Source organism: Pseudoalteromonas sp. Angola-7 (assembly GCF_028599255.1).
GTDB classification, from domain to species: Bacteria; Pseudomonadota; Gammaproteobacteria; order Enterobacterales; family Alteromonadaceae; genus Pseudoalteromonas; species Pseudoalteromonas atlantica.
The window spans coordinates 209207-222211 of the sequence record NZ_JAQREL010000006.1 but is presented as its reverse complement, the minus strand read 5'-3'; the positions used below and the strand labels follow the sequence as shown (position 1 = coordinate 222211).

The following is a 13005-nucleotide window of genomic DNA, read 5'->3' as shown; positions in this document are numbered from 1 at the left end:
CTATACTTACCAAAAAGGCCACACTATGTGGCCTTTTTAACATAATTATTTATCTACTTGTTCTAAATAAAGTCTATCCACTAAAAAGTCATACTCTTTTTTTCTCGGGTGAGACTCTGGTTTTTGATAATCTGGCAAAGTACCTAACTTAACATCGGGCTGTGGGTTAATTAAAATAAACGGCAATGCTGCACTTACGTGATACCTATTTTCTGCGGTATACCTAACATTAACTTGGGGACTTACTCGGGTAGGGCGGCGAATTCTTAACTTTTCTTTTTCACCTAAACTAGCTACTCGCATTTGCTCTTGTGCAACGAGGGACTGCCATTTTTGTTGGTCTATCATTCTTGGATTTCTATAACCTGCGGATTTATCGAGCATTTCAAGCGCCATTTTTTTAGTTAGAGTTTTAGTCGCATGCTTATGCATCCAAGTAAATCGCACTGAAAAAGGGGACTCACTTTGAAAGTGAATTTTTCGATAAGCTGCAAGAGTGATTAAATTTGGAACCGCGTTATGAACAGCTTCAAATCGAGCATCGTTATTATCGATAGCCAAAACACACTCCTTAAAAGCAGCCTTAGCTTTATTAACTTGTTGTATTCGGCTAGTTAATGCTGCGACATCTGCATTTTTTAAAACCAAAAGCCCAGGATGACGCTTTAGTACTCTACTACTTAAACTTTCTTTTTTATAAATATCAGTAAATGAGTTTAAAATTGCCCTATGACCAATTTCGTCGGTTAATTTTTTTACAGGAATTGACTCGGGAATAATATTTTCATCAACACTATTTATATCTGGTAGCTGATAATACTCAGCTTTTGAATATTCACAGACACGTAATTCATCAATCAACAACGACGTTAATTCATTCATTAAATCAAACTGACTTCTTATTTGTACTTTAGAAACCATAACCACCCTAAGAACACATCTTACTTATCTAATTATTAAGTTTAGCCTTTTGCTTTGGTCTTTTAAAGTTAATTCATTTACAAAAGCTAAGATTACTATTAAATCAAATAAGTATGATGTGTTCTTTAAGGTTGTTTGTTTATGTTTGAGAGTCGGTGCTTGAATATTTGCATGTAACATAAAGAATTAGTTAAACCAGGCGTAATCAATACACTTATGTGTATAAGCTATATGGGGAAATTTGTTGTAACGCAGGTAAATGCTAGGGCGATGTATACTTTTATATATTATCGCTCTGTGTAAAATAGCTATTGAGCCTTTAGTTTCAGGCCAGCAATCAATTTTTTGGTTCGACACTTTAGATAGTGTTGGTCACTCATTGTATAATTGCTTATAAGTGATACTTGTAATGCAGCGCAAGGCTCCTGTAACGGGGAAGGCTCCTCTGTGAGGATGAACTCTACTACAACTTAATATTTAAAGTAGTCGTTCATACTGACTGTTTTTAGTAGCCCTAATTAGAGTACTGGCATTGTCTAACAACCTGAACACAGCTGTACAGAATAACGTGGTCTAATTGCTATAGCCTTGCACAACCCCGAGCTAGATATCACACACTCGAGCCAATTGCTAGCTGTCTAGTTAATTTAATTAAATCATCACTGTAAAGCTAAGATTACATTTAACCCTCTTTAAGTATGATGTGTTCCTATTGAAACTGTTAACTTTAAGGCTTTGAATTCAATTTGGTTTGGGATGGTTAAAAAAACGCCTTCATATATTTAACTTATTGTATTTAAATAAAAATAGTAAAGTTAAAACGCGCTTAAAACTAAGCATGAACAGCCTTAAAATCACAAATAACCTTATATATATTTAACTCATAACAAATTAGTTGGTAAATAGTGAATATAGTCCTTGAACTTAGGGCCATGCATACGTTAATTTCTTTATATCAGGTAAAGTAGGAATGAGGAAAGAACATGCAATCGTGGAACCCAAATAGCTGGAGAGAACTGCCAATACTGCAGCAGCCACAGTACCCAGATCAAGAAGAACTGAAAACAGTAGAAAGCCAGTTAAAGAGTGCTCCGCCACTTGTTTTTGCAGAAGAAACAAGAAGCCTCTTTAAGCAATTAGAAGATGTATGTGAAGGTCGTGCATTTTTACTTCAAGGTGGCGACTGTGCCGAATCATTTAGCGACTTTAATGCCGCTAATATTCGCGATACATTTAAAACCATTTTACAAATGGCTGTAGTTTTAACATACGGCGGTAAATGCCCAGTTGTTAAAATTGCACGTATGGCAGGTCAATACGCTAAACCACGCTCTGCAGATTTAGAAACTATTGACGGTGTATCTTTACCATCTTACCGTGGTGATATTGTAAATAGCTTTGAGTTTACAGAAGAAGCACGTATTCCCGATCCACAACGTTTAATGAAGGCATACCACAACAGTGCTGCTACATTAAACTTACTTCGTGCATTTGCACAAGGTGGCTTAGCAGATTTACACCAAGTGAATCGCTGGAACATGGGCTTTGTAGCCGCTAATCCGCAAAAAGAGCGATTCCAACAGCTTGCTGACAAAATTCAAGACGCACTTGAATTTATGGAAGTATGTGGCATTAATTCTACTATTGCGCCAAGCCTTAAAGAAACCGACTTATACACGTCTCACGAAGCGTTATTGCTAGGCTATGAAGAAGCACTAACTCGTCGCGATCACCTTTCAGGTGACTGGTACGACTGTTCTGCGCACTTTGTGTGGATTGGTGAGCGTACTCGTCAATTAGACCATGCACATATTGAGTTTTTCAAAGGTATTAAAAACCCTATTGGTGTTAAAGTTGGCCCAGGAATGGACCCAGATGACCTAATTCGTTTAATTGATGCAGTAAACCCAGATAACATTCCGGGTCGTTTAACGCTAATTACACGTATGGGTGCCGACGTACTGCCGGAAAAACTTCCAGCACTTGTAAGACGTGTTCAGCAAGAAGGCCGTAAAGTTATTTGGAGCTCGGATCCAATGCACGGTAACACTGAAAAAGCGACATCAGGCTATAAAACGCGTAGCTTCGATAATATCATGCGCGAAATTAGCCAGTTTTTTGCTGTACACAAAGCTGAAGGTTCATACGCAGGTGGTATCCACTTAGAAATGACTGGCCAGCACGTTACAGAGTGTACCGGTGGTGCATACGGTTTATCTGATGATGACCTAGCGCAACGTTACAAAACACAATGTGACCCGCGTCTAAATGCAGACCAAGTATTAGAAGTAGGCTTTTTAGTAGCTGATTTATTAAAAGACGCTCGTAAGTAATAAATATAAACTAAAGCCGCATATAGCGGCTTTTTTTAGCAAAACAGTAAATTAGTTGGTTAGTACTTACGTCGCTCAAGGTTACTGTCAATTAAGATTTTTGCAGATATTTCTTCTACAGAATGATGGGTAGAATTAAAGTATGCAATTTTATGTCGCTTATAAAGCATTTCAACTTCACGTACTTCAATTCGGCATTGTCTTATTGATGCGTATTTAGAATTTGCCATACGGCGATGCCTAATTGCAGCCAAACGCTCAGGGTCAATAGTTAACCCAAATAACTTATGTTTGTAAGGGAGTAAACATTTAGGTAGTCCCTCACTCTCTAAGTCGTCTTCAGTTATCGGGTAATTTGCAGCCTTAATGCCGTACTGTAAGGCTAAGTACAAGCTTGTTGGTGTTTTACCGCTTCTGCTAACACCTACTAAAATAATATCGGCTTCAGAAAAGTTTTTAATATTTCCGCCATCATCATTCATAAGGGCATAGTTAACCGCATCTATTCTAAAGTCATAACTTTTTTCATGAATAGAGTGGGTACGATGCATTTTTGGCACTGGCGCAACATTAAGCTCTTTTTCTATTTTTTCACTGTAAGTAGACAAAAAATCATACGCGATTGCATCGGCCGATTTAATAATTTCACTTAAGTTGTGATTTACGAAGGTAAAGAATACAAATGGCTTCTCACCTTCTTTTGCAGCAGTTGCGTTTATTAACGCTTTAATTTCATTTGCTTTTTCTTCTGTTTCTACAAAAGGAATAGTTTTATGATTAAATTCAACCGGAAACAACGACAAAGTCGCGTGACCAAACACTTCGGAGGTAATAGCAGTGCCGTCTGATATATAAAAAGCAGTTCTCATAGTTAACCTTTTTATTACGTTTAATACCTAAAATGGCTTACTCACGGTTTACGTGAGGTCTAATGCCAGTGTAGAATGAAGGTGACCTTTATAAAAGGTTTTCTTTCTTAACTCTCACAGTTACAACTACAATTTGTTTTTTGGAGAAAGACCCGTGCAAGAATACGTTCTCTGGTATCAAGAGCTTGGTATGCAAGATGTTCCTCGTGTTGGCGGCAAAAATGCCTCACTGGGTGAAATGATTTCAAACCTCGCTAACGCAGGTGTACAGGTTCCGGGTGGTTTTGCCACTACAGCCGACGCTTTCAATGAGTTTTTAGAGCAATCTGGACTCAATGCAAAAATTCACGACATTTTAGATACACTTGATGTTGATGATGTAAATACACTCGCTAAAGTCGGTGCCGATATCCGCCAATGGATTATCGATACCCCATTCCAACCTAACCTAGACCAAGCCATTCGCGACGCATACAGCCAACTTCATGGCGATACATCAGCCGATGTATCATTTGCAGTACGCTCATCAGCCACCGCTGAAGATATGCCAGATGCATCATTCGCAGGCCAACAAGAAACCTTCCTAAATGTACGTGGTATCGACTCAGTAATGGTCGCTATTAAACACGTATTTGCTTCTTTATTTAACGACCGCGCCATATCGTACCGTGTTCACCAAGGTTACGATCACCGTGGTGTTGCACTATCTGCTGGTATTCAGCGTATGGTACGTTCAGATAAATCAGCATCAGGCGTTATGTTTAGTATTGATACAGAGTCTGGTTTTGAAGACGTTGTATTTGTTACTTCAAGCTACGGTTTAGGTGAAATGGTTGTACAGGGCGCAGTAAACCCTGATGAATTTTATGTTCATAAACCAACATTACAAAAAGGGTTGCCATCAGTAGTACGTCGTAATATTGGCTCAAAAGCCATTCAAATGATTTACTCAACAGATGAGGCACACGGCAAACAAGTAGAAATTGTTGACGTAGAGCCAAGCCTTTCAAACAAATTTTCAATTACAGATGAAGAAGTGCAAGAACTTGCAAAACAAGCTGTAATAATCGAAAAGCACTACGGTCGTCCTATGGACATTGAATGGGCAAAAGACGGAAACGATGGCAAATTGTACATAGTACAAGCGCGCCCAGAAACCGTTCGCTCAAACGAAGATGCCAATATTATGGAGCGTTTTCAATTAAATGGCACAAGCAATGTCATTGCTGAAGGCCGCGCAATTGGTCATAAAATTGGTAGTGGTGTTGTTCGTGTACTTGATTCAATTAAAGAAATGGACCAAGTACAAGAAGGCGACATTTTAGTTACCGACATGACCGACCCAGATTGGGAACCTATCATGAAGCGCGCCGCGGCTATTGTTACAAACCGTGGTGGGCGTACGTGTCACGCAGCAATTATTGCCCGTGAACTTGGTATTCCTGCGGTAGTTGGCTGTGGTAACGCAACCGATTTAATTAAAGCAGGCCAAGAAGTAACGGTATCATGTGCTGAAGGCGATACAGGTTACATCTACGAAGGTATTTTAGATTTTGAAATACTAACGTCGCGCGTTGATAAAATGCCAGAACTGCCAATGAAAGTGATGATGAACGTAGGTAATCCAGACCGCGCGTTTGACTTTGCACGTTTACCACATGCAGGTGTTGGCCTTGCCCGTGTTGAATTTGTAATAAACCGCATGATTGGTGTTCACCCTAAAGCGCTATTAAATTTTGATGCACAATCTCCTGCGTTACAAGCTGAAATTACCGACATTATTGCCGGATACGAATCACCGGTAGAGTTTTATATCTCTAAATTAGTAGAAGGTATTTCAACGCTAGGCTGTGCCTTTGCACCAGAGCGTGTAATTGTGCGTATGTCTGATTTTAAATCAAACGAATATGCAAACTTAGTAGGTGGTGAGCAGTACGAACCTGAAGAAGAAAACCCAATGATTGGTTTTCGTGGTGCTGCACGTTATATCTCTGAAGACTTCCGTGATTGTTTTGCCCTTGAGTGTGAAGCAATTAAACGCGTAAGAAACACCATGGGTATGACCAACATCGAAATCATGATCCCATTCGTACGTACCCTTGAAGAGGGTAAACGTGTTATCGAATTACTAGAAGAGCATGGCCTTAAACGTGGTGAAAATGGTCTAAAAGTAATCATGATGTGCGAGCTTCCTTCAAATGCATTACTTGCCGATGAATTTTTAGAGATGTTCGATGGTTTTTCTATCGGCTCTAACGATTTAACTCAGCTAACACTTGGCCTTGACCGTGACTCAGGCCTAATCGCACATTTATTTGATGAGCGTAATCCTGCGATTAAAAAGCTACTTTCTATGGCAATTAAAACCGCTAAAGAAAAGGGCAAGTATGTAGGTATTTGTGGTCAAGGTCCTTCAGATCATGAAGACTTTGCAGCATGGTTAGTAGAGCAGGGCATTGATTCTGTTTCACTAAACCCAGATACAGTACTAGAAACTTGGTTATACCTAGCAGACAAACTTGCTAAATAATCGCGTTTATTAGTAACTGATAAAAATGCCAGTTATTAAGCTGGCATTTTTGTATGTGGTATAATTTAGCGTGCTAATTTTTTATCTAAATAATTACACGATTTAGTTAAGGCTTTTTGGCAAAGCTTTAAATAATGCTTGGCTTTTGGGTAATAAAACGAAAAGCACAGTAACCCCGCCATAAAAAATATTAGTGACGGGCTAAGGGCGTGTTTATCTTTGTGGATTGAAATTTGTTCAATCTAGGGGCGATTAAATCGCGGCGCGAGGTTTGTAACCTAGTGGGCTAAGTAAAAATCGAGTAACAAAGAGTTAATAGTCCCTAGAAAGAACCCATTGGGCAGCGCATGTTTGGTATTTATGCTGCGTTATCGCCTATTTATGGGGAGTAACCACACTACATAGGCTCTGCCTTGCCTAAAAACCAAACATACTGCTGCAAATTCAACAACCAAAGGTCAACACGCCCTAGCTACTACAGCAAAAAATAGCCCCAGCAAAATAAACAACACACCTATGATCTGTAATAGTAATTTTTTCATATAAACCTCTGAACATTGGTTTAACTTGATTATAAATACAGAACCTCAAATTACGATAAAAAGAGTGTTACAAACTGTAAAATCTTCAATTTCTATTAGCCATCACCATGATATAATTACACAAATGCCTTAAATTATCGCCGTCATGATAGCAACAATTACACAGCAAGATGCAGCGACCGAGCTTGTCGCAAACTACTTAAGTACACTTAAAAATCAGGGGTTTAGTGGAGACACCGATGCAAGCTATGCAACGCGTTTAACCGCATCTACCGATAACAGTATTTATCAGCAAATCCCGCAAGGTGTTATTTTTCCTAAAACCGAAAAAGACATTCAACTGGCATTGCAAACAGCATCTCGCGACCCATTTTTGTCGCTTACTTTTGGCCCTCGTGGTGGTGGTACAGGTACTAATGGGCAATCACTCATACCAGGAATAGTGGTTGATTTGTCTCGCTACATGCGCGAAATACTCGAAATTAACGTTGAAGAAGGTTGGGTTAGAGTACAAACAGGTGTAATTAAAGATCAATTAAACGACTTTTTAAAACCGTACGGCTTTTTCTTCTCACCCGACTTATCAACCAGTAACCGAGCAACTATTGGCGGAATGATCAGTACAGATGCATCAGGTCAAGGTTCATTAGTGTACGGTAAAACCAGCGACCATGTTTTAGGACTTACTACCTATTTAGTCGATGGCAGCCCAATGGTGACATCACCAATAGACATAGAAAAAGCCAAAGTAATAGCCGAGCAAGAATCATTAATCGGTAGCCTTTACAAAACAGTATTGGAAATTTCTTTAAATGAGCGCCAAGCTATTTTAGAAAAATTTCCACGCTTAAATCGCTTTTTAACAGGCTACGACCTAGAGCATGTGCTAAGTGATGACTTACAAACTTTTGATATGAGTAGGCTAATTACCGGATCAGAAGGCTCGCTTGGTATAGTTACTGAAGCTAAATTAAACTTAACTCCCATAGCCGAATTTAAAACACTGATAAATATTAAATACGACAGTTTTGATTCGGCACTTCGCCACTCTCCCTTTTTAGTTGATGCGCGTGCAACATCGGTAGAAACAGTCGATAGCAAAGTATTAAACCTGGCTCGCGAAGATATTATTTGGCATTCAGTATCGGACTTAATAACCGATGTACCAAATAAAGATATGCAAGGACTCAACATGGTTGAGTTTAATGCAGTATCACCTGAAGATATAAAAGACAAAGTAAACACACTTTGCACATTATTAGATGAGTGCGTAGCAAATCAAACCAATGGTGTTATTGGCTATCAATTAACCAGCAGTAAAAGTGACATTTTAAAAATTTATGCAATGCGTAAAAAATCTGTCGGATTACTCGGTAATGTTAAAGGCAGCCAAAAGCCATTGGCCTTTGCTGAAGATACCGCCGTACCTCCAGAAAACTTAGCCGACTACATTGTAGAATTTAGAGCATTACTCGATAGCCATAATTTACAATACGGTATGTTCGGCCATGTTGATGCGGGTGTTTTACATGTACGCCCGGCGCTAGATATGTGCGACCCAGAACAAGAAAAACTGCTTCGAAAAATTTCAGACGAAGTTGTAAAACTCACCGCTAAATACGGCGGCTTAATGTGGGGCGAACATGGTAAAGGTTACCGAAGTGAATACGGCCCTGAGTTTTTTGGCGAGCATTTATTTAAACAACTACGTAAAATAAAAACAGCGTTCGACCCTAATAACAGAATAAACCCTGGGAAAATATGTACTCCCATAGAAAGTGAGGACTCACTAGTTAGTGTAGATGGGCAAAAACGTTCGTACTTCGATAAGCAAATTTCTATCAATGTAAAAACAAGTTTTAACAATGCAATGACCTGTAATGGTAACGGCATTTGTTTTAACTACGACGAAAATTCTCCCATGTGTCCTTCATATAAAGTAACCGGCGATCGCAGGCATTCGCCAAAAGGCCGCGCAACATTAATGCGAGAATGGTTACGACTTCAAGAGTCTAAAAATGTAGATTTGCTCGAAGTAGAAAAAGAGCTTAACAAAGGCGAAGTTATTACCTGGTGGGAGCGTTTTGTTCATAGCCGTGAAAAAAACAAAGGTATTTACGATTTTTCTCACGAAGTAAAAGAGTCAATGGATGAATGTTTAGCGTGTAAAGCGTGTACAACATCTTGCCCTATAAAAGTGGATGTACCTACTTTTAGAGCACGCTTTTTAAATTATTATCACAGTTATTACGCGCGCCCACTTAAAGATTATTTAGTCGCTAACATTGAAAGTTCGGCGCCTGTAATGTCTAAATTTGCACGCGTGATAAACCCAATTGTTAAAACAAACTTAGTAAGTAGTTTAATTAAAAAAACAGTAGGGTATATAGATACACCCCAATTAAGTGTGCCTTCACTTGAAAAGCGCGTAGCAAAAGCACATAAATTTGATTTTGAATTATTAAATTCACTTTCAAGCGATGAACAAAATGACTATGTGCTAATAGTGCAAGACCCGTTTACCAGCTTTTACGAAGCCGAGTTAGTGCAAAGTTTTATAACACTTATCACCGCGCTGGGTAAAAAGCCGATGCTATTACCGTTTAAACCTAATGGTAAAGCCCAACACGTAAAAGGGTTTTTGCATAAGTTTAAAGTAACCGCAAAAAATGGCGCAGAGTTTTTAAATAAACTCGCTGATATTAATTCGCCTTTGGTTGGTTTAGATGCATCGTTAGTTATGTGTTATCGCGATGAATACAAAACCATTTTAGAAAATAATCGCGGCGAGTTTCATGTTCAACTTGCCCATGAATGGTTACAAACTCAATCGTTTAAATCTCTATCGGCTAAACAAAAAACTGATACTGAATTTACATTACTGAGCCACTGTACAGAAACAACCGCTTTACCAAAAGCGGCAAGTGTATGGAAAACAATTTTTACTGATATTGGTTTAACCCTAAACACAACCAATACCGGGTGTTGTGGCATGGCCGGTACTTATGGCCATGAAGCACAAAACCAAGAAAATTCCCGTGCACTGTACGAAATGAGTTGGAAACCAATAGTAGATAAAAATAAACCAGAGCAACTTTTATCTACCGGTTTTTCGTGTCGCAGCCAAGTAAAACGTTTTGAGCAATTTAAACCAAAGCACCCAATTGAGTTGCTCGCTCAGGTACTTAGCTAGTAAAAGTTAAAAATAAAAAAGGCGTAACTTAAAAATAAGTTACGCCTTTTTTATTAATACCAATTCGCTTAGTTAAGTGATTTATTTTAAAGCTAAAAAACGTGTTTATAGCAAAACAATATATTCGTTAATTTTTCTAAACGCTATTTAGATTTTTTAACGAAGCTATCTGCAATAGGCTTTGTACTTATACCATGTATAAACACGCTAAATAAAATAGTGGTCATTGCAATAGTGGCAATATCGTATTTATTTTCTATTTGCGTGTCTATTACCATTAAAGTAAAAACAATAGATGCCAAACCGCGTGGCCCAAACCATGCAAAAGTAAAACGTTCCTTCCAATTAAGTGCTGTAAATTGTAACGATAACATAACCGGAATTATTCTAATTAATGTAGTGCTTAGTAAGGCGTACACAATTATATTTGTATTTAATTTGGGTATTACTAAATACGCACAAACAAATCCAAATAAACACCAAATCATTAACGAAGTAAAATCAGCAATGTGCTCTGAATCTTCTATTAGCTCAGCGCGAATGTCAGTTTTAGAAAATTTATCAAATAACAAACCTGCTATAAACACCGCTATAAACCCGCTGCCATGTAAATATTGTGTGATAGAAAACACCGCCATTGCAAAACCTAAAAGTAAAAATGGGCTGGTGCTTTTTGCAAAGTAATGGCGCTGCATTGCAAAATTTAATGCCGGAATAAATATCGCTATAGAAAAACCAGCAATCAATAATGCTAAGCCAAGCTCTCTTGAAAACACACCTAATGTATGTGAAGCAGTAATAGCAGAGTCAGGGTTTTTAGCTAATAAAATAAAAATTAAAAATACTGGTACACATAAGCCATCGTTTAATCCGCTTTCGGTATTTATACCTTCCCTGATTTTTTCGGGCACTTGTGTACTTTGCAATAACCCTTTACTCAAAGCTGCATCGGTTGGTGTAAGTATAATTGCCAGCAGTGCCGATTGAATTAGCGACAACTCTGCAAATAAAAATAAGCTAACACCAATACCGCACAATAAAGTTAAGGGTAGGGCAACGAATAGTAATAGGCTAGGGTATTGAAAACTATGCCTCAATACACCTAACTTAGATTTAGCCGCATCAGAAAATAAAAATATACTTAGTGTTAGCTCTATCAGTGGTAATAAATAATCTATTCCTGTTTTTAGTTTTTCGCCTTCATTAGGAAGTAAAAACGCCAAAAACATGCCGCCAATAACAAAAAACATAGGGCCTGTTATTTCTGTGCGCTCTAACTGCCTTATTGAAATTGAATAAACTAAAAATAAAAAACCAATAAATGCTATTACTAAGTATTCCATTAAATTTTCCTTTTAACGCCTGATTTTGCTCGCTCTTTAATATTTGTTTGAATGTAAATTTGATCGGTTGTCGCAATTTTAGAATGGCCTAAATCTTCCGATAAATGTTTTAGCGGTCGAGTTTGCGCATCATGTGTTGCACCCGTGTGACGAAGCCAATGGGCAGTGGCCGCTTCAAGTTGTTCTGCATCATCTTTAAACCCGTCATCAAGTAACGATTGCTGAGCTAAATCAAAACTTTGCTGCACTAAACGCCTAATTTGCCTAACGGTCATCCCACCTTGGCCACGAATTTTATGCACCAATGGCTCAGATTCATCAACGCGAGGTAGGGCGGGTAACCCTCTGTATAATCGGTAACGTTTTAAATACTCAACAAAATCATCACTTAACGTAACATCTCGTAGCTTATTACCTTTACCCATAATTCGTAAAAACCAAAATCCGTCATTATCTTGCCAAAAGTGTGACATAACTGGCGACCACTGCGGGCGCTCTGATAATTCTGATATACGTAAATATAGCCCTTTTAAACACGCGAGCGTAAATAGGTTACGTTCAAGCTCTGGTTTTTTTTCACATAAATCGCGTGTTACGCCAAATACATATTCCCATTGTATGTCACTTAAAGTGTCTGGGATCTGAATTTGAGATTGAACTACCAAATAGGGGCTATTTTTTTTCACTACAGGCACAAAGTTAGCAAACGTTTTTTCTTCTAAAATAGAAAACTTATAAAATACATTTAGCGCAGTAAACATAGCCGCTAATGTTTGCTGGCTCGCAATTGACTCTTTTAATATAAAAGGGCGCCAATTTTGATTTAATCGACGAATGCCTTGTTCATCTTTGTAACGCCATTGCACCGAAGTTGATGCCCATTTTTTATCTGGCTCAGCCATAAAATCAACATACGCTTCAATGTCTTCGCGCTTTAAACTAAATACAGATTTTTCGGCAATTAGCCAAGACCACAAATAAAATCGTTCAAGCTCATTACGAAAACGATTAAATGTTGCCTCAGATTTTCGGCCGTACACATATAAAAATTGGTATAAAAATTTAAGATCGTCCTTTGATTCAGTTACAGTCAAGCCAACTTGCTGTATAAAGGATGCAAGTTCTGGGTATTCTGAGTTTAGAGTACCGTCGTCAAGATGAGCAATTTGGTATCTTAATTTTTTTAACGTATCAACTAAAGCAACAAGCATAATGTATAAATATTCAATAAAATAATAGACTTACAGGTTAACGTTAAAGTCCGATACTGTCTA

7 protein-coding genes are annotated in these 13005 nt (G+C 38.2%); 3 read left to right on the top strand and 4 right to left on the bottom strand.

All coding sequences use genetic code 11. The features are described 5' to 3' along the window. Positions 1-45: 45 nt before the first annotated feature. Positions 46-921, bottom strand: coding sequence for a DNA replication terminus site-binding protein (locus PSH50_RS10875; protein ID WP_273586388.1), 876 nt, complete (start codon positions 919-921; stop codon positions 46-48). A gap of 983 nt (positions 922-1904) precedes the next feature. Here PSH50_RS10875 and PSH50_RS10870 point away from each other — a divergent pair. Next, a complete protein-coding gene (locus PSH50_RS10870; protein ID WP_024032363.1) occupies positions 1905-3254 on the top strand; it encodes a class II 3-deoxy-7-phosphoheptulonate synthase in 1350 nt (449 codons plus the stop codon). A gap of 59 nt (positions 3255-3313) precedes the next feature. Here the strand turns inward: PSH50_RS10870 and PSH50_RS10865 are convergent, their stop codons facing one another. Continuing rightward, positions 3314-4123 (bottom strand): pyruvate, water dikinase regulatory protein, encoded by an 810-nt coding sequence (locus tag PSH50_RS10865; protein ID WP_004586305.1) that lies wholly within the window; start codon positions 4121-4123, stop codon positions 3314-3316. 154 nt (positions 4124-4277) lie between these two features. Between PSH50_RS10865 and ppsA the strand changes: the two genes are divergently transcribed. After that, positions 4278-6653 (top strand): phosphoenolpyruvate synthase, encoded by a 2376-nt coding sequence (gene ppsA, locus PSH50_RS10860; protein WP_054981983.1) that lies wholly within the window; start codon positions 4278-4280, stop codon positions 6651-6653. 687 nt (positions 6654-7340) lie between these two features. Then, entirely contained in the window at positions 7341-10388 is a 3048-nt protein-coding gene (locus PSH50_RS10855; RefSeq protein ID WP_273586387.1) for an FAD-binding and (Fe-S)-binding domain-containing protein, read from the top strand. A gap of 143 nt (positions 10389-10531) precedes the next feature. On the opposite strand, the gene PSH50_RS10850 is transcribed toward PSH50_RS10855, so the two are convergent. Both PSH50_RS10850 and PSH50_RS10845 read right to left on the bottom strand, forming a co-directional pair. Then, positions 10532-11731, bottom strand: a complete 1200-nt coding sequence (locus PSH50_RS10850; RefSeq protein ID WP_121638567.1) for a sodium:proton antiporter — start codon at positions 11729-11731, stop codon at positions 10532-10534. Continuing rightward, complete coding sequence (locus PSH50_RS10845; RefSeq protein WP_273586386.1) at positions 11731-12942, bottom strand: tyrosine-type recombinase/integrase; 1212 nt, start codon at positions 12940-12942, stop codon at positions 11731-11733. Before PSH50_RS10845 ends, PSH50_RS10850 begins: the two co-directional genes overlap by 1 nt. Positions 12943-13005: the final 63 nt, after the last annotated feature.